Annotated in this window: 31 protein-coding genes, 6 tRNA genes and 2 pseudogenes; 27 read left to right on the forward strand and 12 right to left on the reverse strand. The window is 38.0% G+C overall.

What is annotated here, in order from left to right:
• Window positions 1-68: 68 nt before the first annotated feature.
• The 8 genes and pseudogenes from dnaG to JCM19043_RS00780 all read left to right on the forward strand — a co-directional run bounded on the left by dnaG (window position 69) and on the right by JCM19043_RS00780 (window position 7,830).
• A complete protein-coding gene (gene dnaG / locus JCM19043_RS18440) occupies window positions 69-1,061 on the forward strand; it encodes a DNA primase (RefSeq protein ID WP_369813700.1) in 993 nt (330 codons plus the stop codon).
• Between the two features lie 122 nt (window positions 1,062-1,183).
• A complete protein-coding gene (locus JCM19043_RS18445) occupies window positions 1,184-1,891 on the forward strand; it encodes a hypothetical protein (protein WP_369813701.1) in 708 nt (235 codons plus the stop codon).
• Between the two features lie 29 nt (window positions 1,892-1,920).
• Complete coding sequence (gene rpoD / locus JCM19043_RS00755; RefSeq protein WP_062319124.1) at window positions 1,921-3,036, forward strand: RNA polymerase sigma factor RpoD; 1,116 nt, start codon at window positions 1,921-1,923, stop codon at window positions 3,034-3,036.
• Between the two features lie 102 nt (window positions 3,037-3,138).
• Window positions 3,139-3,705, forward strand: a complete 567-nt coding sequence (locus JCM19043_RS00760) for a hypothetical protein (RefSeq protein ID WP_062319126.1) — start codon at window positions 3,139-3,141, stop codon at window positions 3,703-3,705.
• A gap of 62 nt (window positions 3,706-3,767) precedes the next feature.
• Window positions 3,768-4,421, forward strand: a complete 654-nt coding sequence (locus JCM19043_RS00765; protein WP_231631335.1) for a tRNA (adenine(22)-N(1))-methyltransferase TrmK — start codon at window positions 3,768-3,770, stop codon at window positions 4,419-4,421.
• Window positions 4,414-5,535, forward strand: a complete 1,122-nt coding sequence (locus JCM19043_RS00770; protein WP_062319128.1) for a Nif3-like dinuclear metal center hexameric protein — start codon at window positions 4,414-4,416, stop codon at window positions 5,533-5,535. Before JCM19043_RS00765 ends, JCM19043_RS00770 begins: the two co-directional genes overlap by 8 nt.
• 83 nt (window positions 5,536-5,618) lie before the next feature.
• Window positions 5,619-6,932: a DEAD/DEAH box helicase gene (locus JCM19043_RS00775; protein WP_062319130.1), complete on the forward strand. Its 1,314-nt coding sequence runs from the start codon at window positions 5,619-5,621 to the stop codon at window positions 6,930-6,932.
• 8 nt (window positions 6,933-6,940) lie between these two features.
• Window positions 6,941-7,830 (forward strand): annotated as a pseudogene (locus tag JCM19043_RS00780) (deoxyribonuclease IV).
• 90 nt (window positions 7,831-7,920) lie between these two features.
• Here JCM19043_RS00780 and JCM19043_RS00785 read toward each other — a convergent pair.
• The gene (locus JCM19043_RS00785) at window positions 7,921-8,199 is read right to left on the reverse strand and encodes a DUF2624 family protein (protein WP_062319132.1); all 279 of its coding nucleotides are present in this window, start codon (window positions 8,197-8,199) and stop codon (window positions 7,921-7,923) included.
• A gap of 176 nt (window positions 8,200-8,375) precedes the next feature.
• Here JCM19043_RS00785 and JCM19043_RS00790 point away from each other — a divergent pair, with 176 nt between their 5' ends.
• Complete coding sequence (locus tag JCM19043_RS00790) at window positions 8,376-8,939, forward strand: transglycosylase SLT domain-containing protein (protein ID WP_062319134.1); 564 nt, start codon at window positions 8,376-8,378, stop codon at window positions 8,937-8,939.
• Between the two features lie 115 nt (window positions 8,940-9,054).
• Here the strand turns inward: JCM19043_RS00790 and JCM19043_RS00795 are convergent, their stop codons facing one another.
• The gene (locus JCM19043_RS00795) at window positions 9,055-9,405 is read right to left on the reverse strand and encodes a hypothetical protein (protein ID WP_062319136.1); all 351 of its coding nucleotides are present in this window, start codon (window positions 9,403-9,405) and stop codon (window positions 9,055-9,057) included.
• A 57-nt stretch (window positions 9,406-9,462) separates the two neighbouring features.
• On the opposite strand from JCM19043_RS00795, the gene JCM19043_RS00800 reads away from it, so the two are divergent.
• The 12 genes and pseudogenes from JCM19043_RS00800 (at window position 9,463) to JCM19043_RS18455 (ending at window position 16,314) form a co-directional block, all read left to right on the forward strand.
• Window positions 9,463-10,104, forward strand: coding sequence for an NfeD family protein (locus JCM19043_RS00800; RefSeq protein ID WP_062319138.1), 642 nt, complete (start codon window positions 9,463-9,465; stop codon window positions 10,102-10,104).
• Window positions 10,105-10,263: 159 nt separating this feature from the next.
• A complete protein-coding gene (locus tag JCM19043_RS00805; RefSeq protein WP_062319141.1) occupies window positions 10,264-11,910 on the forward strand; it encodes a Na/Pi cotransporter family protein in 1,647 nt (548 codons plus the stop codon).
• Window positions 11,911-12,092: 182 nt separating this feature from the next.
• Window positions 12,093-12,167: transfer RNA gene (locus JCM19043_RS00810), tRNA-Asn, on the forward strand.
• A gap of 4 nt (window positions 12,168-12,171) precedes the next feature.
• Window positions 12,172-12,248, forward strand: a tRNA-Met gene (locus JCM19043_RS00815).
• Between the two features lie 23 nt (window positions 12,249-12,271).
• Window positions 12,272-12,347 (forward strand) — tRNA-His (locus tag JCM19043_RS00820).
• Window positions 12,348-12,351: 4 nt separating this feature from the next.
• Window positions 12,352-12,428 (forward strand) — tRNA-Ile (locus JCM19043_RS00825).
• Window positions 12,429-12,458: 30 nt separating this feature from the next.
• Window positions 12,459-12,551 (forward strand) — tRNA-Ser (locus tag JCM19043_RS00830).
• 15 nt (window positions 12,552-12,566) lie between these two features.
• A tRNA-Phe gene (locus JCM19043_RS00835) sits at window positions 12,567-12,639 on the forward strand.
• Window positions 12,640-12,796: 157 nt separating this feature from the next.
• Window positions 12,797-13,303, forward strand: coding sequence for a TraR/DksA C4-type zinc finger protein (locus JCM19043_RS00840; RefSeq protein ID WP_062319142.1), 507 nt, complete (start codon window positions 12,797-12,799; stop codon window positions 13,301-13,303).
• A gap of 149 nt (window positions 13,304-13,452) precedes the next feature.
• Window positions 13,453-14,062, forward strand: a pseudogene (locus tag JCM19043_RS00845) (superoxide dismutase).
• A gap of 108 nt (window positions 14,063-14,170) precedes the next feature.
• Window positions 14,171-14,956 (forward strand): hypothetical protein, encoded by a 786-nt coding sequence (locus JCM19043_RS18450; RefSeq protein WP_369813702.1) that lies wholly within the window; start codon window positions 14,171-14,173, stop codon window positions 14,954-14,956.
• Window positions 14,926-16,314 (forward strand): peptidoglycan D,D-transpeptidase FtsI family protein, encoded by a 1,389-nt coding sequence (locus JCM19043_RS18455; RefSeq protein ID WP_369813712.1) that lies wholly within the window; start codon window positions 14,926-14,928, stop codon window positions 16,312-16,314. Before JCM19043_RS18450 ends, JCM19043_RS18455 begins: the two co-directional genes overlap by 31 nt.
• A gap of 49 nt (window positions 16,315-16,363) precedes the next feature.
• On the opposite strand, the gene JCM19043_RS00855 is transcribed toward JCM19043_RS18455, so the two are convergent.
• Together JCM19043_RS00855 and JCM19043_RS00860 are read right to left on the reverse strand one after the other, a co-directional pair.
• Window positions 16,364-16,906, reverse strand: a complete 543-nt coding sequence (locus JCM19043_RS00855; protein WP_062319145.1) for a hypothetical protein — start codon at window positions 16,904-16,906, stop codon at window positions 16,364-16,366.
• Window positions 16,907-16,924: 18 nt separating this feature from the next.
• Window positions 16,925-17,260, reverse strand: coding sequence for a hypothetical protein (locus JCM19043_RS00860; RefSeq protein WP_062319148.1), 336 nt, complete (start codon window positions 17,258-17,260; stop codon window positions 16,925-16,927).
• 215 nt (window positions 17,261-17,475) lie between these two features.
• Here JCM19043_RS00860 and rpmG point away from each other — a divergent pair, with 215 nt between their 5' ends.
• The 6 genes from rpmG to JCM19043_RS00890 all read left to right on the forward strand — a co-directional run bounded on the left by rpmG (window position 17,476) and on the right by JCM19043_RS00890 (window position 22,219).
• On the forward strand, window positions 17,476-17,625 hold the full coding sequence (rpmG, locus tag JCM19043_RS00865; RefSeq protein WP_026801018.1) for a 50S ribosomal protein L33: 150 nt from the start codon (window positions 17,476-17,478) through the stop codon (window positions 17,623-17,625).
• Between the two features lie 120 nt (window positions 17,626-17,745).
• Window positions 17,746-18,297, forward strand: coding sequence for a 5-formyltetrahydrofolate cyclo-ligase (locus JCM19043_RS00870; protein WP_177220604.1), 552 nt, complete (start codon window positions 17,746-17,748; stop codon window positions 18,295-18,297).
• A gap of 55 nt (window positions 18,298-18,352) precedes the next feature.
• Entirely contained in the window at window positions 18,353-18,565 is a 213-nt protein-coding gene (locus JCM19043_RS00875) for a YqgQ family protein (RefSeq protein ID WP_062319150.1), read from the forward strand.
• Window positions 18,562-19,521 carry an ROK family glucokinase gene (locus JCM19043_RS00880; RefSeq protein WP_062319152.1) on the forward strand — a complete coding sequence of 320 codons (960 nt, stop codon included), beginning with the start codon at window positions 18,562-18,564 and terminating at the stop codon, window positions 19,519-19,521. The genes JCM19043_RS00875 and JCM19043_RS00880 overlap by 4 nt, the downstream gene beginning before the upstream one ends.
• A 130-nt stretch (window positions 19,522-19,651) precedes the next feature.
• Window positions 19,652-21,514: an LTA synthase family protein gene (locus tag JCM19043_RS00885; RefSeq protein ID WP_062319153.1), complete on the forward strand. Its 1,863-nt coding sequence runs from the start codon at window positions 19,652-19,654 to the stop codon at window positions 21,512-21,514.
• An 87-nt stretch (window positions 21,515-21,601) separates the two neighbouring features.
• Window positions 21,602-22,219, forward strand: a complete 618-nt coding sequence (locus JCM19043_RS00890) for an MBL fold metallo-hydrolase (RefSeq protein ID WP_062319155.1) — start codon at window positions 21,602-21,604, stop codon at window positions 22,217-22,219.
• Window positions 22,220-22,337: 118 nt separating this feature from the next.
• Here the strand turns inward: JCM19043_RS00890 and JCM19043_RS00895 are convergent, their stop codons facing one another.
• The 8 genes from JCM19043_RS00895 to comGA are packed head-to-tail and all read right to left on the reverse strand — an operon-like array spanning window position 22,338 to window position 26,169.
• Window positions 22,338-22,706 carry a hypothetical protein gene (locus JCM19043_RS00895; protein WP_062319158.1) on the reverse strand — a complete coding sequence of 123 codons (369 nt, stop codon included), beginning with the start codon at window positions 22,704-22,706 and terminating at the stop codon, window positions 22,338-22,340.
• On the reverse strand, window positions 22,675-23,061 hold the full coding sequence (locus tag JCM19043_RS00900; RefSeq protein ID WP_062319160.1) for a competence type IV pilus minor pilin ComGF: 387 nt from the start codon (window positions 23,059-23,061) through the stop codon (window positions 22,675-22,677). Before JCM19043_RS00900 ends, JCM19043_RS00895 begins: the two co-directional genes overlap by 32 nt.
• Window positions 23,054-23,398 (reverse strand): hypothetical protein, encoded by a 345-nt coding sequence (locus JCM19043_RS00905; RefSeq protein WP_062319162.1) that lies wholly within the window; start codon window positions 23,396-23,398, stop codon window positions 23,054-23,056. Before JCM19043_RS00905 ends, JCM19043_RS00900 begins: the two co-directional genes overlap by 8 nt.
• Entirely contained in the window at window positions 23,376-23,822 is a 447-nt protein-coding gene (comGD, locus tag JCM19043_RS00910) for a competence type IV pilus minor pilin ComGD (protein WP_062319164.1), read from the reverse strand. Before comGD ends, JCM19043_RS00905 begins: the two co-directional genes overlap by 23 nt.
• Window positions 23,815-24,150: a competence type IV pilus major pilin ComGC gene (comGC, locus tag JCM19043_RS00915; protein ID WP_062319166.1), complete on the reverse strand. Its 336-nt coding sequence runs from the start codon at window positions 24,148-24,150 to the stop codon at window positions 23,815-23,817. The genes comGD and comGC overlap by 8 nt, the downstream gene beginning before the upstream one ends.
• A gap of 12 nt (window positions 24,151-24,162) precedes the next feature.
• Complete coding sequence (locus JCM19043_RS00920; RefSeq protein ID WP_062319168.1) at window positions 24,163-25,002, reverse strand: type II secretion system F family protein; 840 nt, start codon at window positions 25,000-25,002, stop codon at window positions 24,163-24,165.
• Window positions 24,999-25,205 (reverse strand): hypothetical protein, encoded by a 207-nt coding sequence (locus JCM19043_RS00925; protein WP_062319170.1) that lies wholly within the window; start codon window positions 25,203-25,205, stop codon window positions 24,999-25,001. Before JCM19043_RS00925 ends, JCM19043_RS00920 begins: the two co-directional genes overlap by 4 nt.
• Entirely contained in the window at window positions 25,183-26,169 is a 987-nt protein-coding gene (gene comGA, locus JCM19043_RS00930) for a competence type IV pilus ATPase ComGA (RefSeq protein ID WP_062319172.1), read from the reverse strand. Before comGA ends, JCM19043_RS00925 begins: the two co-directional genes overlap by 23 nt.
• Window positions 26,170-26,210 lie beyond the last annotated feature (41 nt).

A 26,210-nucleotide genomic window follows, 5' to 3' on the forward strand; every position in this document is an offset into this window, starting at 1 on the left:
AGGTGGGATTATTTTTTTCTTCTAGATGTCGAATCTTGAAGGAATTTTTGATTTCATCTAGAAATTAAGTGTTGGTGATATCAATGGCAGGTCAAATTCCTGAACAATTAATTGAAGAGGTACGAAAAGCGAATGACATTGTGGATGTTGTTGGTGAACATGTGTCTCTTAAAAAGAAAGGTCGAAATTATTTTGGTCTTTGTCCTTTTCATGGTGAAAACACTCCGTCATTTTCTGTGACGCAAGAAAAACAAATTTTTCATTGTTTTGGTTGTGGAAAAGGTGGAAATGTCTTTAATTTCTTAATGGAACTCGAGGGATTCAGTTTTTATCAGGCAGTTGAATACTTGGCCAATAAAAGTGGGATGGCGTTACCTGAGTCTGTCTCAAGTCAACACACCCAACAAAACAATCGAATGGACCAAGAAAGTTTAAATGCTTATGAATTTCTGACGATGTTTTATCATCATTCATTAGTACACGCCAACGGCGCAGAAGAAGCTAAGCAATACTTGACGGCGCGTGGATTAACAGAAGAGACAATGAAAAAATTTAATGTCGGTTTTGCTCCATATAAGAGCGATGTCACAACAACGTTACTTGAGAAGAAATCCTTTCATCTCAATCATTTAGCCCACACGGGTGTGCTTTCACAAACAGAAGACGGTAAGGTCTTAGATCGTTTTAGAGGACGCGTTGTCTTTCCGATTAGAAACCATTTAGGAAAAACCGTTGGTTTTGGCGGACGCACGATAAGTAATGAAGAACCGAAGTATTTAAATAGTCCAGAATCGAAGCTGTTTCAAAAAGGGCGCTTATTATATAATTTTGATCAAGCCCGTAGTGAGATGAAAAAGTTAAATCAAGCCATTTTATTTGAAGGTTATATGGATGTCATTACAGCTGATCAGTATGGTATTACTCACGGTGTGGCATCATTAGGTACCGCACTCACCGATCACCAAGCGCAATTACTGAAACGTTATGTTGATGAAGTCATTGTTTGTTATGATGGTGATCATGCTGGAATTGAAGCGGCTTTTAAAGCGGCTGACGCTTAAAAAAAGCGGGACTTGAATCGCGTATTGCGTCGATACCTGATGGCGATGATCCCGATGATTATTTAAAGGCCTATGGAAAAGAAGCTTTTGAGCGTAAAATACTCGAACAAAGCGCCACATATATGAGTTTTGTTTTAACGTATTTAAAACGTCAGTATGATACGTCCATTGAAGCGAGTCGCATGCAGTATATTGATGAAGCCATTCGATACATTGCGACACTCGCTAAGCCTATTGAAAGAGATCATTACGCCAGAGAACTAGCGAATGAATATAATCTTTCTGTCGATACTATCATGGGAGAAGTGGCGTTAAATAGGCAACAAATTGCGCCAGAACAGAAACCACGGATTCAAAAGCAGACGGCAAGAAAAAAACAACAACGGTTATATCCCGCTTATTATAATGCTGAGAGAAAACTCATCAGTTATATGTTGTACGATGCAACGATTGCCGAACGTATGAAGCACCGTTTAGGTGCCTCGTTTAATGTTGATGTTCATAAGGTGATTGTGACACATCTTTACGCTTATTATGAGGCTGGTCACCCGGCAGATGTTAGTCAATTCGTTGAACGGATTGAGGACTCAGAAATGAAAAATTTGATCATTGAACTGGCAATGCAGTCACTCTCACCTGAGGTGACAGAAGAGGAAATCAATGATTATGTTTATATGATTCAAAGTGAACAAGGAGATAAAGCACTCATCAAGGAGCTGTTTTATCAACAAAAACAAGCAGAGATTGACAAGGACTATACGAAGGCCGCTCAAGTCGGTATGGAAATTGTTAAGCTTAAAAAACGTTTAAAAGAGCCATTACGTGAGTAGGATAAAGTTAGTTGGAGGGGGATGCTGTTATGGCAGATAAGAAGTCGAAACAAAATGAACCAGAAATTACATTGGACCAAGCCAAGGAGTTAATCACACAAATCGGGAAGAAAACAGGGGTCATTGCTTACGATGATGTTGCTGAGAGGTTAGCAATGTTCGAACTGGATTCAGACCAGATGGATGAATTCTATGAACAACTTCAAGACCAAGGGATTGATGTGATTGCTGATTCAGATAAAGACCCAGATGAAAAAGATATTAAAAAAGAAGAAGAGGAATTCGATCTGAATGATTTAAGTGTGCCGATTGGGATTAAAATCAATGATCCTGTTCGTATGTACTTAAAAGAAATAGGTCGTGTTAACCTACTTTCAGCTCAGGAAGAGGTTAGTCTTGCTGAACGCATTGAACAAGGTGATGAGGAAGCAAAACAACGTTTAGCTGAAGCCAACTTAAGACTAGTGGTGAGTATTGCGAAGCGTTATGTCGGTCGTGGGATGTTATTCTTAGACTTGATTCAAGAAGGTAATATGGGTCTTATTAAAGCGGTGGAAAAATTCGATCACCGTAAAGGGTTTAAGTTTAGTACGTACGCCACGTGGTGGATTCGTCAAGCCATCACACGTGCGATTGCTGACCAGGCTCGTACGATTCGTATCCCCGTGCACATGGTTGAAACAATCAATAAGCTCATTCGCATTCAGCGCCAACTCCTACAAGATTTTGGTCGTGAACCCACACCTGAAGAAATTGGCGAAGAAATGGATTTAACACCTGAAAAGGTAAGAGAAATCTTAAAGATTGCCCAGGAACCTGTATCGTTAGAAACCCCAATTGGTGAAGAAGATGACTCTCACTTAGGTGATTTTATTGAAGACCAAGAAGCAACATCACCTTCTGATCATGCGGCTTATGAATTATTAAAGGAACAGTTAGAAGATGTGTTAGATACGCTTACTGATCGTGAAGAAAATGTCTTGCGTTTACGCTTTGGTTTAGATGATGGTCGCACACGTACGCTTGAGGAAGTGGGGAAAGTTTTTGGTGTTACCCGAGAACGGATTAGACAGATTGAAGCAAAAGCTTTACGCAAATTACGTCACCCGTCACGTAGTAAGCGTCTGAAAGATTTCTTAGAATAAGTCGTGATTGGTATAGTCAATCCAGTCTCAATTGAGATTCAATTGATACTCGATTGACTTTTTTACATAAAAATAATCTAGTGGCGTCAATGAGGTGATTGAATGGACCAACAACGAAAAGCAACGATTATACATGAAATAAAATACTGGAAAGATAATCATTTATTGCCCTCGCATTATTGTGACTTTTTATTGGCACTGTATACAGAGGGAACAGGAGCAACGGACGATGCACTCGATGACTTATTACCAAAGGATGCATCATCAGGAGATAGTGCGCTGTCAATGTTAATACCACATTTATTTAGTTTATTGATGATTTCTATCGTGCCACTTGTGTTAAGTGTGCTGTTGTTGATGGACTTTTCTATCGCCATTGAAATAACAATCATACTTGGTGGCATCATCGTTGTCTCAATATTTTATATGTTAAGTCAACATGTAAAAGTATTCAAAGTGAACTATAGTCGTGCATTGTATTTTATTAGTCTTGTTTTAGCAGGGTTATATGTCAGTGGATTATTGACCAATCCTTTTCTTTATCGGAGTATCATGCTTGTTTTCATGATCGTTGTTGGCGTCAGTTTGGGGTTAGTTAAAAAAGATCGCTGGCTACTTCTCATCAGTGGTCTCATGTTTGTTTTAGGTGTGATTGGGTTAGTTATATAGGTGAGGATGTGAAAAGATGGAGACAATGAAGTTATCAAATCGGTTAAAGCAAGCGAGTCAATATGTCAGTACAGGCGCTTTTTTTTGCGGATATTGGCAGTGATCACGCCTATTTACCGATTTACGTCTGTCAAAAAGACGCATCAGCAAAAGGAATTGCTGGAGAGTTGAATCAAGGGCCGTTTGAGGCGGCGGTGTCACACGTGAAAGGGTATCAATTATCCGATCGCATTGATGTTAGAAAAGGTGATGGTTTGACGGTGATAAATGAAGAACCTATAGATACCGTAGTCATTTGCGGGATGGGCGGCGGTTTAATCCGCTCTATTTTGTCAGAGGGTTTACAATACTTATCACATGTTGAGCGGTTAATTTTACAACCGAACGTCGACAGTCATTATTTACGTGAATGGTTAGTGATAAATGATTTTCAGATCGTTGCTGAAGATATTCTAAAAGAAGATGGCCACATTTATGAGATCATTGTAGCGGATAAAGCTTCCGAGGCTGTTTCGTTATCACCAAAAGATGTCTTTTTCGGGCCATTTTTACGACGAGAGTCATCAGACGTTTTTAAAGAGAAATGGCAACGCGAGTATGATAATGTCGTTCGTGTCATCAATAATATGTCTCTAGCAAAACAAATCAATGAAGAGAAGTTAGCACTTTTTAATGAGAGAAAACAGTGGATCAGCGAGGTGTTAAGCGATGAATAAGGCTGTATACATCAAAGACTTTTTACAAGCGTTTGAAGCTGTTGTGCCCGAACGGTTAGCGTATGATTGGGATGCGGTTGGTTTACAAATTGGAGATATCAATACCCCGCTTACAGGTGTTTTAACGACGTTAGATGTAACAGAGAGTGTCATCGATGAAGCCATTGAACAAGGTGTGAATCTTATCATTAGCCATCACCCTATCATGTTTAAACCGATGAAAAAAATCGATTTCTCGACGATGAAAGGACGCATCATCAAGAAATGTCTATTGAACGATCTAACGATTTTCTCGGCTCACACGAATTACGATCGTGTTAATGGCGGGATGAATGACCGTTTAGCTGATCGGTTAGGGTTGATTAATAGAGAGGTGCTCGTTGAAGAAGATAGCTCGACACTTATTAAACTACAAGTGTTTGTACCAAATACGCATAAGCAAATGGTTGATCAAGCTTTGATAAATATGGGTATTGGCACGATGGGAGACTATGAAGCTTGCGTGTATGAAATGACAGGTACAGGGCGTTTTCAACCAACAGAGAAAGCTAACCCCTTTATTGGCACGAGTGGGGCACGTGAAGCAGTAGAAGAAATAAAACTTGAGTATGTGATTACGCGAGAACAAGTATCCGTTGCATTAGCGACGATTCATAGCACGCATCCTTATGAGACACCTGCTTTTGATCTTATTCCACTACTTAATACAGGTAAAGTATTCGGTCTTGGTCGTGTAGGTGATTTAACGGAGTCCTTACCTTTTGACCAATTTGTTGAACGTGTCAAATCAATCTTTGGTTTACAAGGCGTGAGAGTGGCCGGGTCAAAAGATCAAGTGATTAAGCGGGTGGCTATCTTAGGGGGAAGTGGTGAAAAGTTTGTGATGGATGCGCTGAAGAAAAAAGCAGATGTCTATATCACGGGTGATATGACCTTCCATCCAACGCAAGATGCGGAAGCTCTTGGTTTAAATATTATTGATGCCGGGCATTATTTAGAAAGTGTGATGAAAGAGGACTTTAAACAGATAAGTCAGTCTATTTTCACAAAAAAAGAATGGGATTATCCGATTGTGGCCTCAAAAGGCCATACGAACCCATTTCGGTATAAATAGAAGGTTGTACAATAGGCATAGATGCGAATCTAGGTTATACTAAACGTATAGTTTGGACGTTGTTTTAAAAAAAGGAGACCATTATGGAAAAACATTTATTTAAAGAGTATGCATTAAACAGTTGGATTCACGAGGTTGTAGATGGCCTAGGATTTAAAGAACCAACACCGATTCAGCAAAAAGTTATACCAGCCATGTTGCGCGGAGAAAGTGTTATTGGCCAATCGCATACAGGTTCAGGAAAAACCCATGCGTTTTTATTTCCTTTATTCAATCAAATAGAGGTAGATAAGCGGGAAGTACAATTTGTTGTGACCTCACCAACTCGTGAGTTAGCAACTCAAATTCATGAAGAAGTCAAGCGCATCATCGCATTATCACCACATAAAGAGGTGATTCAATCAAAATTGTTTATCGGTGGAACGGATAAAAAGCGTTCGATTGAAAAATTAAAAGAACAACCGCATATTATTGTGGCGACGCCAGGTCGCTTGCTTGATTTAATTAATGAAGGCGCGATTGATTTGTATTCAGCAAAGAGCTTTGTCGTTGATGAAGCGGATTTAATGTTAGATCTCGGCTTAATTAATGAAATTGATCAAATGTTAACCAAAGCGAATCAAAAGATTCAGTTGGCGGTATTTTCTGCGACGATACCAGAACGCCTTCATCCGTTCTTAAAGAAATATTTACAAAATCCGACGCACGTGCACATTAAAGATCACTTTGCGCCTGAAAAAATTGAACATCAATTAATTCCACTAAGACACCGGGAATTAGCGAGTGTGATTCATGATATCACGAAAGTGATTAACCCTTATTTAGCTATCATTTTTACAAACAATAAAGATGAGGCGAATAAATTACACAAAGGTCTTTTAGATAAAGGCATTAATGTAGGTATCATCCATGGTGGCTTGCCATCACGGGAAAGAAAACGCGTGTTAAAGGATATTCAAGCATTAAAATATCAATACATCGTAGCGACCGATTTAGCTGCACGTGGGATTGATATTAAAGGTGTGAGCCATGTCATTAATGCTCAACTTCCTAAGGAAGAAGAATTTTATATTCACCGTATTGGTCGAACGGCTCGTGCCGGTATGGAAGGGACAGCTATCAATATTTATCATGAGGACGATGTGCCATTACTGCAAAAACTAACGTCACGTAAAATTGACTTCACGACCTATGACATTATCAAAGGTGAATGGCGTGAAATTAAACCATGGGATGAGCGTCAGCGCCGGAAGAAAGACGGGCATGACACTGATCGTGAAGCTTGGTTAAAGGTGAGAAAACCTGATAAAGTCAAACCAGGTTACAAAAAGAAAATGAAACGTCAACAACAACGGATTAAACAACAATTAAATCGCAGTAAAAATAAACGAGGGTGAGTAGAATGTTGAAATTAGGATCACATGTTTCGATGAGTGGGAAAAAGATGTTGCTTGGTTCAAGTGAAGAAGCGGCAAGTTATAACGCAACCGCGATGATGATTTATACAGGTGCACCGCAAAATACGAGACGAAAAGCGATTGAGGAACTAAATATCGAAAAGGGTCTTCAGCATATGAAAGATCACGGCATCGAGGATTTAGTCGTCCATGCGCCTTATATCATAAATTTAGGTAACACAACGAAACCAGAAACATTTGAGCTTGGTGTCAACTTTATGAAAAGTGAAGTAGATCGCACCGAAGCTTTAACCGCCAAACAAATTGTGCTCCATCCTGGTGCCCACGTAGGGCTGGTAGTGAAACAGGTGTTAAACGGATTATTGAAGGGTTAAACGAAGCGCTAACGAAAGGTCAAGACGTTCAGATAGCGTTGGAGACGATGGCAGGAAAAGGGTCAGAAGTCGGTCGCACGTTTGAAGAGATTGCTCAAATCATTGATGGTGTGACGCTAAGTGATCGTTTATCGGTCTGTTTTGATACGTGTCATGTGCATGATGCGGGATATGATATTGTGAACGATTTTGATGGTGTGCTCAATGAATTTGATAAAATTGTTGGTGTTGATCGCATTAAGGTCGTGCACGTCAACGATAGCAAAAATCCAGTCGGTGCCCATAAAGATCGTCATGAAAATATTGGCTTTGGCCACATTGGCTTTGAGGCGTTAAACTACATTGTTCATCATGAGGCATTTAAAGACATTCCAAAGATTCTTGAAACGCCTTATGTAGGGGAAGATAAAAAGGATAAAAAACCACCATACAAATTTGAAATTGAGATGCTGAAAAAGCAAGCATTTGATAATGATTTAAAAAATAAAATTTTAAATCAATAAAAATGAAGCTTTAAATCTTATGTTGAAAAGTATCATCTATCAAACCGCAAACGACCGTCACAATGGTCGTTTGCGGTTTTTTTTTTGCGTTTAATCAAACAATTCAATGAGATGATAAGACTCAATCAGGTCGATAAGCGATTGATGTATATAGGTGACTTCGTGTGCCGGTAAAATAGTACGTAAATAGCTAAACAAATAAACAAGGTTATCCTGTTTAAATGGATCTAGTGGCCGGATGAAAGCTAAAATATCTTTAGCGTGCTTGGCTGTTTCTGGTAAGTTGTGCATCAAAGCGAAATGTTTTATCTCGTCTGTGGATAACTCGTGAAAACGCTTTAATATCAATGGTTTAAGTATTTTTGACACGGAAAAAAACCTCCTAAAAATATCTTTTTATTAACTTAAATATGAAATTAAATGAATTAAATGTTAGATAAATACTATAAATGGGTAATATAAACCTTAAAGGTTGCAAAGGATTTTTAAATAGTGTAGTATAACGACTTGTATTGTCAAACAGACATACAGAAAGGAAGAAATTTATGACAAAACGCTACGTCGTTTTAGTAAGTGCTCTTATTTTTGTTATTTTATTATCTAGCATAAACTTACTAAATATTAACGAGCAAACAGTGCAAGCTGAAGAAAAAACATTTATAGCATCTGATAAATCACAAAGACGAATCGATGAAGAAACTTCAGCTTATGAAAAGGACACGTCCGATGTTCAATCGGTTGTGTGGCAAACAATTGAAAAGGATGCCGAAACAATGATGAATGATAGCGAAGGTCGCTTTAAAAAGAGTTGGGCTGTCTACATGATTAAAGAGGCAAGAAAATATGAGATTGATCCATTCATCGTGTATGAATTATTAAAAGTAGAGACAGGTCATACATTCGCACCTGATACGGTGGGACCAGAAACAATTTATGGTCATGCCTACGGTATGGCGCAATTTATGGAAAATACAGCGCCGTGGATTGCTGAAATGGCAGGTGTGGCATATGAAAAATCGATGTTATTTGACCCCTACTATTCAATGAAATTATCTGTCGTCTATCTTGATTATCTTTATGAGAAATATGGCCGCTGGATGAAGCTTTAACGGCTTATCATCGTGGGATGACAGGTATGGAAAATTATAAAAAAAGCGAATGGCACAGCAAAAAGTCAATATGCTACAGTGATCCAATCAAAAGCAAATCAGCATCATGCGATTGTTATGAAGTGAAATATAATGATATTAAGTCGGGAGCATGTGCTTCCGGCTTTTTAAATTGTGGAAAATAATAATAGCACTGAAGCGGGATACGGGTAAGGTTTTCTAAGTTGTTGATATCTTGAAACACTTCAATTCCTTTTATCGTTATCTGTGAGGCTGTTCCGTTTAATTCATATAGAGTGACTAAGATATCTGAAACATCATGAACATATTTAATTTTTACTTGATATGAAGCAGATGGAGGGGGATAATAGGAAGTGGAAGGGTCATTCATTTTTGGTAAGTTTTCATCTATGATTAATAAACATATAATGATACTACTCAAGATGATGATAGACTTTCTTTTCATTATTTAAAGACCTCACAAAAAGATTTTTTTATATAATATGAAGAAAGAAGGGGTTATATGCCAATTTTATCGACTTATCCTATCCTCAGCTTAATTGTAGTTTTATTTGCGACAATGTTTGTTTTTGGAGAAGTCTTAGTAAAAGCAAAAGGCTTACTTGCTGTTTTAGGATTAGGATTGATCACGTTCTATTTCTCTGTTTTCTTAGATCCAAGCATGGTGTTAATTGTTGGTTTAGTTTATGGTTTAGGACTTATTTTGATCTTTATTGATGGTGAATTAATTAACGATGGGTTGTTAGGTAGTATCGGTGTGCTACTTATGATTGGTTCACTCGCTTTTGCCTCACCTAATGTATCCACTGGTTTATATGCCTTTCTTGGATTGATTTTCGGAGCGGGATTAAGCATTGTCTGGTTGAAAATATTACCACGCCGAGCCCTTTGGTCTAAAGTTATTTTAGCTGATCGCCTTGATAGTGTATCAGGATATAATTCTGTTAATCCAAGCTTTCAATCATTCGTTAATCAAACAGTTGAAACTACGACGGACTTACGCCCTGTTGGTCGGATACTTATAGATGATCAAGAGTATAGCGCTATATCAAACGGTCAATATATCGCAAAAGGTGAACAAGTAAAGATAATCTCCGTAGATGGCACGCGAATATTAGTTGAAAAAATCCACGAACACGCCTAATTTCGGCGTGTTTTTTTATAGATGAAGCGTATGTTAGAAGTTTGTAAAGTTAATGTAAAGTTTCGTCGAATTATCTTTACATTTCATTTATAAATCGTGATAATGGATAAGGATTGTTTTAACACGTATATAATTTTTGAAATGAAGGGATTGGATTCCGTGGAAGTTAATGTGCAACAAATGTTATTTGAATTTTTTGGAGGGTTAGGTATTTTCCTTCTCGGTATTAAGTATATGGGAGAAGGGCTCCAGAATTCAGCTGGGGACCGACTAAAAGATATTTTAGACAAATTTACTAGTAATCCACTGATGGGTGTGTTAGCGGGGATTGTGGTGACGATTTTAATTCAATCAAGCTCAGGCACGACCGTCCTTGCGATTGGTTTAGTTAATGCAGGCTTTATGACATTCAGACAGTCCATTGGGGTTATTATGGGTGCGAATGTTGGTACGACAGTGACCTCCTTTATTATCGGTATTGATATTGGCGCTTATGCGTTACCGATCATTTCAGTAGGTGCCCTTCTTATGTTCTTTGCGAAAAATAATAAATTACAAAATTATGGGCATGCGATCTTTGGTTTCGGTGCGCTGTTCTATGGTTTGGAATTGATGGGTGACGGTCTTAAACCGCTACGCTACTTACAAGCGTTCCAAGACTTAACGATTCAAATGTCAGATGTGCCAATCTTAGGTGTTGTTATCGGGACGGTATTTACGTTTATCGTTCAAAGTTCAAGTGCGACGATTGGTATTTTACAGAATCTTGTTCAAGACGGGATGATTGAACTAGATGCTGCTCTACCAGTATTATTTGGTAACAACATCGGAACAACCATTACTGCTGTTATTGCGTCGATTGGAGCATCGATTGCCGCGCGTCGTGCCGCCTTAACACACGTTATTTTTAATGTGTTAGGGGCTGTTATTGTGATGCTTGTCTTATCACCTTATCAAGCAATAGTGGAATATTTGACGACAACATTAGATTTAAACGCCAGAATGTCGATTGCTTTTGCGCACGGTATTTTTAATGTCGCTGCTGTTCTTGTTTTCTTCCCGCTTATTGGTGTGCTAGCTAACTTAGTTACAAAAATTATTCCTGGTGAAGATTCAGTGATTGAATTTAAACCAACACACTTAGATCCGATCTTTATTCATCAAGCGCCATCAGTTGCTTTAGAGCAAGCGAAAGAAGAAATTATTAAGATGGGTGAATATGCGTATAAAGGCTTAGAGGAAAGCGCAAATTTCTTAAATAATCATGAACAAAAACATGCAGATAACGCCTTGCAAATTGAGAATGCTTTAAATAAGCTAGATTCTCAAATAACAGATTATTTGATTGACTTAGCCTCTGCCCCGCTTTCTGATGCGGATAGTGAGAAGCATACGGCACTCATTGATTCTGTTCGAGATATTGAACGTATTGGTGACCACTTTGAAAATATTATTGAGTTAATTGAATATAAAATTAAAAATAAAATTGTTATTACGGATGATGCTCGCGGAGATTTGAACGAAATGTTTGATAAAACTAAAAATATTGTGAAAGAAGCGATTGAAGCGATATCTGATATGAACCGTGAAAAAGCACTAGATGTAGTTAAATTAGAAAATCAAATTGACCGCTTGGAGAAAAAATTCCGTAAAAAACATATCATTCGTCTTAATGAAGGGTCATGTTCAGGACCATCAGGAATTGTTTATGTAGATATTTTAAGTAACTTAGAGCGTATTGGTGATCACGCATTAAATATCGCTGAAGACGTATTAGGTGAAAAAATACCTGAGACCGTGCATTAAAAACGATGGGATGATTTAAATAGTTGTGAGAACAGAGAGGGGTCAAGCTCTGTTCTCACCTACTATTTTTGGTCAACTAAAGAAATTTAAGATATTTTTTCCTAAATGTATTGACGACTATTTTAAAACATGATATATTATTAAACGTCGCTGAGTTACAAAAACTCAAACGACAACATTATTCCACAGTAGCTCAGTGGTAGAGCAATCGGCTGTTAACCGATCGGTCGTAAGTTCGAATCTTACCTGTGGAGCCATTATGGCGGCGTAGCTCAGCTGGCTAGAGCGTACGGTTCATACCCGTGAGGTCGTGGGTTCGACTCCCTCCGCCGCTACCATTTAAAAATTATATAGCGTTATGGCGGTCGTGGTGAAGTGGTTAACACATCGGATTGTGGTTCCGACATTCGTGGGTTCGATCCCCACCGGTCGCCCCATAAAGGACCCTTAGCTCAGTTGGTTAGAGCTATCGGCTCATAACCGATCGGTCGCAGGTTCGAATCCTGCAGGGTCCACCATCAGACGCTAAGTAATTAACATTATATTTCGGAGGAATACCCAAGTCCGGCTGAAGGGATCGGTCTTGAAAACCGACAGGGGCTTCACGGCTCGCGGGGGTTCGAATCCCTCTTCCTCCGCCATTATATCCCTTTTACGGCTCGGTAGCTCAGTTGGTAGAGCAACGGATTGAAGCTCCGTGTGTCGGCGGTTCGACTCCGTCCCGAGCCACTCGTTAAAACACCTAAGTACTCTGTACTTAGGTGTTTTTCTATGCATGTATATAGAATGTAAGATGATTAGAATTTCAAATATGTTTAAAACATATGACTTGTGGAAAATATAAGAGAAGGCGAAAATAGTTATGGCATAGAGAGGAGAGAGTTCTTTGAATAGTGAACAATTACAAACGATTAAACAAACGTTATTAGAAGAACAAGATACATTAATCGAACAAATTAAAAAGCATAAAGCAGAGGTATTTGATGATGGGGAATTGTCGCACTATGATAATCATCCGGGAGATGAAGGTTCTGCTTTATATGATGAAACATTAAGGCGCACTTTAACTGAACAAGAAATTCGACATTTAGGTGATATTAGACATGCACTTGAACGGATGAATGAAGGTGTTTATCATCTCTGTGAAGTTTGCGGGAAAGAGATTAATCCGGATCGTTTAGAAGCGCTTCCGACAACCTCAACGTGTATTGATCATGCTGAGCATGGATTAGACAGAAAGTTGTACCATGAGTCCAAAGAAGGTCTTGTGATTGATGATGTTGGTGCGCTTGAACAATTACAAGCGTTTGGCTCGTCTGATCAGATAGGTGATCAAGACGGTGATAATGAGGATCCGATTGAAAAAATAAGTAGTCACACAAAACATGTTTAACAATCTTCCGTGAAGTGAATATAGTATGATGAACAGGTAAGAATCAAAATGTTTGCTTCATTTATACAAATTTGATAAAGTATGAGTATAGTAAAAGTGAACATTTTGTGAATCATTAGAATCACTAAAATCTAAGGAGGAAATTTATTATGGCGAAATTTGAATTACCAGAACTACCTTATGCGTACGATGCACTCGAACCACACATTGACAAGGAAACAATGAACATTCACCACACGAAACACCACAACGGTTATGTGACGAAGTTGAATGCAGCATTAGAAGGTCACAGTGCGTTTGATGACTTAACTGTGGAAGAAATTTTAGCAGACTTAAATAAAGTACCTGAGGATATTCGAACGGCTGTAAGAAATAACGGTGGCGGTCATGCCAATCACAGTCTATTCTGGACTGTTCTTGGTAAAGACGGCGCAAAAGAACCTGTTGGTGACTTAAAACAAGCGATTGATGGAACCTTCGGTAGCTTTGATGCTTTAAAGAAACATTTGCGAATACAGCGGCTACTCGTTTCGGTTCAGGTTGGGCATGGCTTGTTGTTTCTGATGGTAAGTTAGAAGTTTTAAGCACACCAAACCAAGATTCACCTATTAGTGATGGCAAAACACCTATTCTAGGTATTGACGTATGGGAACATGCTTATTACCTCAATTACCAAACCGTCGACCAGATTATATTGATGCTTTCTGGAACGTGGTTAACTGGGATAAAGTAGAGGAATATTATCAAGCAGCTAAATAATAAATGAATGACACAAAGAATCATGCCTTAGGGTGTGATTCTTTTTTGTCTGTTAGTCTAATTAATGCTATAATACGTAGGAAGTATGTATAGAAAAAGGTGATCAAGATGGCTAAGAAAAAGAAAAAACGAGCACAAACAGCCATGCGTTTAAATATAATGTTTTTATTTGTGTTTCTCTTATTTTCACTGCTTATTTTGCAGTTAGGTGTTGTACAAATATTAAATGGAGAAGAAGCGCGCGAACGGCTGAATGAAACAGAAAATGCTAAAACATCGATTGCGGTGCCGCGAGGCTTAATGTATGATGCTGACGGTGAATTAGTTGTCGATAATGAACCGGTGCGTTCCATCACGTATACACCGCCTAAAAATGGTGATTCACATCTCGCAAAGATTAGTATTGCTGAAAAACTAGCAACGATGGTAATGATGGCAGAAGATGAAGAAGGATTAAATGAGATTGTAAATGAACGAGATAAAAAAGAGTTTTGGTATGTGTCTAATGAAAAAAATCGCGAACAAATTGAAGAGCGCTTAACGGAAGAGGACAATGAATTAGAAGCAGGAGATTTGTATCAAAGGCAGCTTGATCTTATTACGCCTGAAGATTACAACAGTCTTGACTGGTCCGATCCGTATCAACTAAATGTCGTGGCTATAAAAAAAGAACTCGATCAAGCGATAGAATTGTCACCGCACGTGATTAAAAATGAAGAGGTAACGGAGGAGGAATACGCTCAAGTATCGGAACACCTCAATTTACTTCCAGGTATTGATGCGAAAATCGATTGGAACAGAGTCTATCCATTTGACGATACCTTCCGCACATTTATCGGTAATATTACCGATGCTGATCAGGGATTCCGCGAGATAATCAAGACTATTATTTAAACTTAGGTTATAGTTGGAATGATCGTGTTGGAGAGAGTGGCCTAGAACAGCAATATGAGGATGTGTTGCGAGGTCAAAAAGAAGTCATTCAATATACGATTAATAACGATGGAGAAATTGTCGGTACCAGCACTGTACAAGCAGGAAAAGCTGGGAATGATTTAGTTCTTACCATCGATATGGATTTTCAACAAGCTTTGGATGAGATTGTAAAAGACGAATTAGAAAAGTATATTGCCCAAGACCCTTATCGGAATCGTCACATGGAAGATGCCTTAGTAGCCGTTCTTGACCCACAGACAGGGGCAGTACTAGGTATGACCGCAGCTCATTACAATCGTGATGAGAATACTTTTGAAAATCAACCTCACCGTGTCGTATATGATGCCCATATTCCAGGCTCATCAGTGAAAGGGGCAACAGTGCTAACAGGTTATGAAACGGGTGTCATTGATATTGGAACAGTACTGAATGATCGTCCAATTAAAATAGCGGGGACCCCGATTAAAAAATCATGGCGTAATTTTGGATTGATCAATGACTTGAAAGCTCTAGAACAATCGTCAAACGTCTATATGTTTGAAATTGCGATGCGTATTGCGACTGCGGTATACAATTATAATGAACCACTCCGGTCATTTGACCAATCAAGTTTTCAAACCATGCGGAATCACTTCCAACAATTTGGCTTAGGATCAAAGACGGGAATTGATTTACCGTTTGAAGCGACTGGTTATGTGGGTTCTAATATCATTGATGGTGGTTTATTACTTGACTATGCGATTGGGCAGTATGATACGTATACGACTTTACAGATGGCACAGTATGTGTCAACGATTGCTAATGATGGTTACCGTTTAGCGCCATACATTGTTAAAGAAGAACACTCAGCAAATGGCGACAAAACCACGTTAGGACCAGTGGTCACGAGTACTACGCCAAATGTGTTAAACCGTATTGATATGGATGAGCGTTATATTGACCGCGTGCAACAAGGGTTTAGACTAGCGGCTACACAAGGGACTGGACGAGGACACTGGGCGAATAACCCTTATGACGTGGCGATCAAAACTGGAACAGCGCAAAATTATTTTTACGTTGACGGGGAAGAACAGCGGACGAACAACCTCACTTTAGTAGGTTATGCCCCATATGATGAACCAGAAGTTGCCTTCGCCATTATTATACCTAAAACAGGTGTAGGAAATGATCAAAACGGTATTCACCATAATATTGGGAATCGTTTAATCGAGGCTTATTTTGATATTAAAGAAGAAAAAGCCGAAGAACAGCAATCAAACACTAACCCATCAAATAATGAAGAAGTAAATGAAGATTCTCTGGATGAAGAAGAATAAAATAAATAAAAAAGCTTAAGTGAAGAAGAATATTTCTCCACTTAAGCTTTTACTCTTTATTTGCAATAACATCAACGACTTCATCTAATGTCATGTCACGATCGAGTTCAAATGAGCCCACTTGAATGTTCGTTGCATAACCGTTGTCTGATAAATAATTGATGAATTGTTCACGTGATTCGATTAGGTTGGCAATGATTAAGTAGTTCGAGACTTCGGTAACCGTCATACCTGGTTCAATCGTAAGGATAAACGATGACGTATCAACAGAAGATTCTTGATTATCCTTTGACGGTTCTTCTGGTGTAGGCTCATTTTCAGGTACTGATGATGGCTCGCTCTCGTCTATGTCTGACGTGTTATTTTGATTTTTTTCATCCGCCGTTTGTTCAGCTAATTGTTCGTCAATAAACCGTGTTAACTCATCATCTGTGTAAATATGAAAGCCGTTATCTTCTAAAGATTGAATCATGTCAGTATCACTTGGACGTGCTGTGGATGTATCTGTTTCGTTAAAAAAGAAGATATATATACTAAAAATTGTCGTTGTTGCGAGCATTCCTAAACTAAAAGCACGAAGCGTGTGTTTCATATTAATCTCCTAACTCATTTATCTTATTGTTTGAATAACCTGCTCAATATCGTATTCGCTAATGTTTGTTAGGTGGCTTATCTCTGATAGCGAATGACCGCTACGATACAACGATTCGATGCGTTGTGTCACGGTAGATTTACTTTGAGGTTTAAAATCTGTATGGACTGTTGTTGGTAATAGCTCTTCTTCAAGAATTTTTAGCTTTTGATTTGTTTGATAACTTTCCTGCATCTGATTAAGGGAAAGTTGTTCAATCTGATCCTCTATTTTTTTAAAGCGATCGCTCATAAAGAAAGAGAGTGCAAATAAAACAACACTTATAATGACTAAACCGATGATTAATTCCAGCAAATAAATTGCCTCCTTTCACTCCCCTTATTTATAGCATAATTTACTTCATGTCGTAAAGGTAAATCGAAACGGTGCGATACATGTGCAAAAACAACGGATAAAATAAAAGAAATAATAAACAAGTGCTTGATTATTTCTTTATATCTTGTTAAAATGAATGGGTCTGAAAATGATATTTTATGAAAATGATAGTTGAAAAGTTTGGAGGGATAATCATGCGTGTAAACATCACACTAGCGTGTACTGAAACTGGTGATCGTAACTACATTACGACAAAAAATAAACGTACAAACCCTGAGCGTATTGAGCTTAAGAAGTATAGCCCACGTCTTAAAAAACATACGCTTCACCGTGAAACAAAATAATGTTTGCTAAAACTCTTATCTTTTTACTTTAGATAAGAGTTTTTTCTATAATGAAAGAAGATAGCTTACCGCAGGTATAATATGTACAGTATACACGATTAGTAAATGGGGGCTCTAATGATGGAAGAAAAATCTCACATGCGTAAACAGACAATACAACGCCTCTTAGCTTTTTCGAAAACCCGAAGAAAACAAATAGAAACGACCCTTTATAATCAGTTCATTGAAACAGATCTATATAAAAACAGTAAGACTATAGGCTTGACCGTTAGCCATGCGCATGAATGGGAAACAAGACTAATTATCAAACAGGCGCTATCAGATGGAAAACAAGTCTGTGTCCCGCTCTGTTTAACCGATACAAAGACGTTAGCCTTTTATCAATTATCATCTATTGAACAGTTATCGGTCGGACATTTTAATTTATTAGAGCCTGATCCCACGGTCATGCATAAAGTTAGCAAAGACCACATAGATGTATTAATTGTCCCAGGCGTCGTTTTTGATACGGATCATTATCGCATTGGTCATGGTGGCGGGTACTACGATCGATTCTTAGAAACATTCTCGGGACAAACGCTGTCCATTCTTCATGAAACTCAACTTATTGATCATATTCCAATCGAATCGCATGACCAACCTGTTGGAACATTGATCATCGCAAGAAATTAATGTAATTTAATTTTCTATTTACTTAATAATTTGTTATAATAGATGGGGTGACGTTTTGAAAACATATTACGATGTACAAAAGTTTTTACGTCGATTTGGTATAGTCACATACATAGGTAATCGTGAAGCAGAAATAGAATTAAGCCTCATTGAATTAAAGGCGCTTAAACACGAGGGGATTATCGCCGATGATGACTATTATCAATGTTTAGGTGTACTCAGTTATGAAAAAGAATTAGAATTGGCCAAAAGGAGCGGGAAACAATGACAAAATATTTGTTAGGTGTAGATATTGGTGGAACGACGATTAAACTTGGTATAATTTCAGAATCAGGAGAGATTCTTGAAAAGTGGGAAATTACCACACAAACAGGTGATCAATCTGATCGTATTCCTCACGATATTTGGACATCGCTAACGGAACATTTAGCTACTAATCATATAGACAAAAATCAATGTTTAGGTATTGGTGTTGGAGCGCCTGGATTTGTGGTAGCAGATACCGGAGATATTGCTCAAGCAGTTAATTTAGGATGGGTTGACTTCCCGTTAGGCGACATATTACATGATTTGTCGGGGTTGCCTGTATACATTGAAAATGATGCGAACATTGCAGCTTTAGGTGAGAACTGGTTAGGTTCTGGTGGATTAGCTGAGAACTTAGTTATGATCACTCTTGGCACTGGTGTTGGTGGTGGAATCATTGTGAGCGGAAAGATTGTTAGCGGATCAAACGGCATGGCGGGTGAAATTGGTCATATGACAATGGATGTTCATGGTGTAAGATGTAATTGTGGTCGTAACGGATGTCTTGAAACGATTGCTTCAGCAACAGGTATTGGCCGGATTGCCCAGGAGCAAGTTGAACAACATCCCGAGACAATCCTTACGCCATTATATAAGAAAAAAGGTCGTCTAACAGCCAAAGATGTGTTTGATGCGGTCAAAGAAAATGATCAGGTGGCACAAGATGTTGTCCATCGAATAATGGATACGTTAGGATTAGCGATTTCTAATATTACGACGATTGTCAATCCATCAAAAATTGTCATTGGTGGCGGTGTATCTAAAGCAGGAGAGGCATTACTTCAACCGTTAGAATTGGCGTTTAAGCGTTATGCTCTGCCACGCATTGTAGAGGGTAGTACGTTCGAAATTGCTAAATTAGGTAATGACGCTGGCATTATTGGCGGTGCTTACCTCGTTAAACAACATCAATCATAATGTAACCTTTTTAGGTAGGACAACGTCTAACGAAGTAGAGAACGATTTTACGGTTTGTTTACAAGTCTGTCATAATCGTTTAGTAGAGAAAAATATCGGGTAGTTAGACGTTAAGGAGGACAAGGTAACTATGTTTAAAAAACAACAAATAAATCAATTGTTCGTGATTGCCAGCTTGTTATTTGGTTTAAAGACGTACGTGATTTATCGCTTCTTATTTAATATAAATTTAGAAAATAGCATGCAAGAGATGATTCTTTTCATCAATCCATTCGTGACAGCCTTCTTTGTTTTTGCTTTATCCGTTTGGTTAAAGTCAAAAAACCAAGTCAAGTATATTAAAGTGGTGGCTGTATTAGGGTCCGTCATTTTATATTTGAATCTTATTTTTTATCGTAACTTCGGTGATTTCTTAACGATTCCGATTTTATTCCAAGGGAGTAACGCAAAAGATTTAGGTTCAAGTGTGTTAAACCTAATCGAGTGGTATGACGTCTTGTTATTTACCGATATTGCAGCTATTTTTTATCTCGCTAAACCAAAAGTAGGTGCTGTGCATGTTATTGAAAAGATGCGTCCGAAACGAAAAAAATTAATTTTAAGTTTATCAATCGTATTTTTATTAGGAAACTATGTACTAGCGGAGATTGAGCGTCCACAATTATTACAGCGTGGATTTGACCGGGAGTACTTAGTTAAAAATATTGGGTTATTTAACTTTCACTTGTACGATATTGTGCAACAATCAAAGTCTAAAGCTCAACGTGTATTAGCAGATGGTAACGAATTATCAGAAATTCTTACCTATATCGATGAAGAGACGACGGACACATCGGAAACGGATATGTACGGGATCGCGAAAGATAAAAATGTTATCTTTGTTTGGTTAGAGTCATTGCAAACATTTGTTATTAATAATGAATTGCATGGCGAAGAAATTACGCCATTTTTAAATGATTTGATTGATGACAGTTATTATTTTGAAAACTTCTATCATCAAACTGCGCAAGGTAAAACATCTGATTCAGAATTTATTGCGGAAACATCACTCTATCCACTACCAAGTGGGGCGGTTTATTTTACGCACAGTGAAAATACGTATCAATCCCTTCCTGATATGTTAGGAGAGTCAGGTTATAACACGTCTGTCTTTCATGCTAATAGCGGCAGTTTCTGGAATAGAAATGTCATGTATGAAAATTTAGGTGTTGATCATTTCTATGATGTTGCAGCGTATGATGTGACAGATACGAACCAAGTTGGTTGGGGATTAAAAGATAAAGACTTCTTTAAACAATCCATGAAGTATTTAACAAGTTTAGAAGAACCTTATTATACCCGGATGATTACTTTAACAAATCATCACCCATTTACGCTTGGCGAAGAAGATGCCACACTTGCACCATTTGACTCAAATTCTAAAACATTAAATTATTACTTCCAAACCGTGCGGTATTTGGATGAATCGCTTGAATTATTCTTTGAAGAATTAAAGGCGTCAGGTGAATATGAGGACTCAGTTATTGTACTCATGGGTGACCATTATGGTATTAGTGATTTCCATGATCGCTCAACAGCAAGTTATCTAGGAAAAGATGAGATTACGCCATTTGATCATATTCAGTTACAGCGCGTGCCGCTTTATATTCATATTCCTGGTGAAGAAGGCAAGGTCATTTCTGACATTGCTGGTCAGGTAGATATTAAGCCAACACTCCTTCATCTACTCGGGATCGAAGGAAGCAATGACATTAGTTTTGGTACGAATCTTTTTGGAGAAAACAGAAAAGATTTTATTGCCTTACGTGATGGTAGCTTTATAGCAGATGATGTCATCTACACGAAAGATACGTTCTATGATCGTTCGACAGGTGAGATAATGGAAACGACCGATGACCTGCTTGAACTAAAAGAACGTGCACAACATGAATTAACGTATTCAGATCAATTAATTTATGGTGATTTATTGCGTTTCCACGATTTAAATAAATAACCTATCGAAAACCATCTGATAGACGAGTTGTCTCAGATGGTTTTCTTGTGCTATTCTTGATAAAACAACAGAAGTAGAGGTGAAATGATGGAGGTCAAGAAATATACGTTAGGTCAATTAGGAACCAACGGTTATTTACTAATGAATGATGAAGATCTAGTAATTATTGATCCAGCTGGTGAACCGAATCGATTAATAAAAGAGATTGAGTCAATAAATATTAAACCAAAAGCTATTCTTTTAACTCATGCACATTTTGACCATATTGGCGCACTTGACGCTTTGCGAGATGAGTATGGCGTGCCTGTCTACTTACATGCCAATGAACATGAATGGTTAGAGAATCCGGCATTAAATGGTTCGAAGTATTTCCCAGTAAAAGAAGTGATCTGTCAACCGACAGATCACACCTTAAATGCGGGGCCGATGTCGATCGGTGATATGCATTTTACTATTATTGAAACACCTGGTCATTCTCCAGGGGGTGTGGCATTTGTTTTTAACGAAGAGCGTTTAATTATCTCCGGTGATAGTCTCTTTCATCGGGGGATTGGTCGCACGGACTTACCGCTAGGGGATTATGATACGCTTATTCACACGATTAAAGAACAACTTTTTCATTTGCCAGACGATTATGTGGTATATCCAGGTCATGGACCTGCAACCACCATTGGTGATGAAAAGAAATTAAATCCATTTGTATAATGAAAAGCACGCCATACAGTTACCTGTATGGCGTGCTTTTATCGATGGATCGAATAGTAATGATCACGATCTCTTGCCTTCATGTATACGGGATGACATGATCAATCAGTTAACCAGATCATTGCCTCTGGTAGCGCATAATAGTAACGCATACTGAACGTATCTGTCGTTTGGCTGTCAATGTATAGTAGAGCTTGATTATTGATTTTAGATAAAGAATAACGCGTTGTTCCTGTAGGAAAGGTGAACTGGCAAATTTGGCGGGGGGTACCTCTGTTTGATTGACTTGATTTAAAACAAGTTGATAGGTCATTTGATGAAGACTGTGATGGTTTAACTGGACACGTTCAAGTTCAGTGAATTGTTTTTCAGTTAAATAAACGGTTGTTAACGACGTTAATGATAATAACAACCCAATCACTACAAACAAAGCTAGAATAGTCACTGAACCTTGATCATCTCGAAGTGAAGGGCACGATAGTGTCATAGAATAATGCCTCCTCAGTGGTTTTAATGATAATATCTATCTCCTCATCTTCAGTTACAGTAAAATCTTTGACGTCTCGCAACAGTATTTCGTGTCCTTGTCCATTCACTTGCCGCCTAATGAAGTTTTGATAATGTGTAATAGATACGAGGTCACCATTAAGTGTCGTCAAGTATAAGGTATTATTTATAATATAAGTGTCGCTACTCGTTTGTATTTCTTTTTCAAGCGTGCCCATGAATTGATATACTTGAAACGTTTGATAGCTAGAGGGAGGTTTCATGTAAGGAATAATCATCATAAGTAACATCATAAAAAGCATCGTTAGTTGAATGGTTAATAATAATTCAATCATCGTAAACCCTTTGTTGTTTCGGTACATAATAGATAGTCATCACTTCCTTTTTATTACTTCGGTTTAAGTAGTGACCAGTAACTTTTACATAGTTGTCAATAGATTCGCGTTCGATCACGATCACATAGGAAGCCAGTGTAACAACCTCATCATATTCTTCAACTAATATATAGTCATAAAACTGATGATAGAGCGACAGGCGTTCTCTTTCTATTGATTGTTGATAGGCAATTTTCTGTTGAAGTGGCAGGTGGATAAAGATGATCATCGTCAACAGAGTTAAGACAAACAAAGCTTCTAACAACAGAAAACCTTTAGTGTTCTTTAGAAGTGACATAACATCTTCCTTTACCGAAAGGAAATACAATCGTATAAACATAATAATTGGTTTCTACCCTTATTGTTCCAGGCTCAAGAAATTGACCGTTTTTATTGAAGGCTAACTTATTTTTGGTTGATGCGAAAATGATACGCCAATCATCATCATAGGTTTTAGTAAATAGCGGCGGTTGCTTTGAATCAATGATGAGTGAATACCGATGATTAGATGAATCAAATTGAAGGTAAGGGCGATTATCCGAAAGACTGCTTCGTTTTTGGAGATACAAGAGATCCACCTCAAATTGTGTGTACCAACGGTTGAATGCCTGTTTGTCTTGTGATTTTTCGATAGGTTTAAAACCAAAAGAGAGTAAAAGTTGTATTACACTAAGGACAATAAGGACCTCAATAAGTGTAAAGCCACCTTGCGTTTTATTCACTTACAAGAGCCACTTTTTTATTCGAAGTATCAGTAAAGTCAATAGGCTTCGACGCACTGCCAATCAATTCGGCATCAATATAGTCATGTGAAACTAAATCATCTAAAGTTGACGGAAACTGTCCTTCATCTAAATAAAAGGCTTGAATTTGTGTGTTCACAAATCCGACTATAGCGTCATCAGACTTTCGGGTAATACTCTCTTGATGGTCAGCTAGTTTTGGTGTAATTAGGATGAGTAGTACAGCAATGATACTCATAACGATCAACATTTCAATGAGGGTGAATCCGTTGTTGTTTCTTAAATGTTTGTTTAAGTTTTTCAGCATGTTATTTTCCTCCTAAAGAGTATTCATCATCTCAACCATTGGCATCAGTAGCGACAAGTAAATGAGTACGATACTTAAGGCAATAATGGTAAAAATAATGGGTTGAATCAAATGGATGGATTTTTCAATAGTGTTAGTGACATCTTCTATCGTCTCCGTCATATAAATATCTAGTGATGAACGGATCAAAGTTTGAGCTTCATAGTTTTGAAAGATATAGCTAAGTCTTTCGCTAAAGAATGGTTGAATGGCTAGACATTGATATAAGGTTTCGCCGTCATTTAGGTTGGCTAATAATTCGATCATCGTTTGATTAAGAATGGAAGACCGCTCTTGATTATGAATCAGCGTGAACGCTTCCTTCATTGAATACTGGGCATCGAGTAAATTCTTTAAATGATGGGCAAAGAAAAAACTCGTGTGGAGGCGAGTAAGACGAAAAGCAATAGGCAGGCGTAATAGTATGGTCATTAACTGATCGGGGGTGACTTTTTTGTAGATGAGGAAAGTCAAGATTATGAAAAGAATGAGCAAGACGATAACAATCTGAACGATGTGAAATAGTAAAGAGACACTAAAGATGGCCGTTTCAATCAGATCAGGCGTTTGGTGTGCGGTTTGAAATAACTGAAGAAAATTTGGATAAATATACATTTGAATAAAGTACAGCATGATAAGGAAGCCGAAAATAAGCACAAGTGGGTATCGAATGGTTTTAAGAAAGTGTTGTTTCAGTCTGTGTTGTTTGTCAATAAAAGTGATGGCCTGTATGATCCCGTCAGAAAGGTGGCCTCGCAACAGTCCGTAATGTACATGTGTAATAAACTGTGGGTGAAACTGAATCTGTCTCAAAATATGATCAAGTGTGTCCCCATTACTGATCTTGCTAAGATGGTTTCTGCGACATGATGGAAAGTTTTATTGAATTTCAACACGTGTAAGGCTTCTTTCATCGAGTAATTGGCTTCAAGTAATGTGGCCAAGCGCTTCATAAAAGATAATTGTTGCATTAAGGATAATGAGAGAATAGATTTACGTCTCTGAAATAAAGCCATAAGCATATGCCTTCCTTTTTAAGTCGGTAAAAGTTGGTTCTCTAAATGTATCGAGTGTGAAGTCATGGCAATAGGTTGTGAGATTATCGCCAGTTAAAAATTCAATGATAGCTGCACGATCATGGACGGGATGATGAAGGTTTAACAGTTGAGTGGCGCAAATCGCCAATAAGTTTTGTGTTAAATCAATCGGTTTAATACCCATCTCTATTAATCTGTGAATCGTTCCTTTGGCATCTTTGGCATGCAGGGTAGAAAAAACTAGATGACCAGTGTAAGCAGCATGAAATACGAAATCGGCTGTTTTCGCATCCCTAATCTCTCCGACCATTAAAATGTCAGGGTCATGTCGCAGTGCGGCTTTTAATCCTGTATGATAGGTCATGCCACTTTTTTCATTAATTTGGACTTGAACAAAATGATTTAAATCTTTTTCAATCGGGTCTTCTAATGTGATGGTTTGGAACGATTGTTCTTTAAGAAGTGTGTCAATCAGGCTATACAGTAACGTCGTTTTTCCTGAGCCAGTCGGTCCAGTAAGTAAAATGATACCGGATGTTTTTTTAATTAGGGAAGTTAATTTATTGACTTGGTTATTAAATAGTAGCAGTTGCTTTAGTGGTTTTATTTCATTATGAGGAAGGAGACGAATCGCAAGAGATTCTTCTCGTTTAGCGGGTAATGTTGATAAACGTAAATCGATTTTCACTGTATTGACAAGCATAGTAACAACGCCATCTTGGGGCAACCTTTTTTCGCCAATATCCATTTGAGCTTGAAACTTTAAATAATTCAACAGCTGTAAGTAATGGTCCTTTGATATTGATTTGTACAAGTGTCTCTCGCCATGGACGCGTAAATAGACGGCAGTGTCATGTTCTCTAGGTACAAAGTGGATATCTGACACGTTTTCTTTCACAGCGAACATAATCAATGCATTTAAAAATCGATCGGAACTATACATCTTTTCACCTCCAGTGACTTTAGATAATGTTGATTGTAATG

Source organism: Halolactibacillus sp. JCM 19043, from assembly GCF_001310395.1.
Lineage (GTDB): Bacteria > Bacillota > Bacilli > Bacillales > Amphibacillaceae > Halolactibacillus > Halolactibacillus miurensis.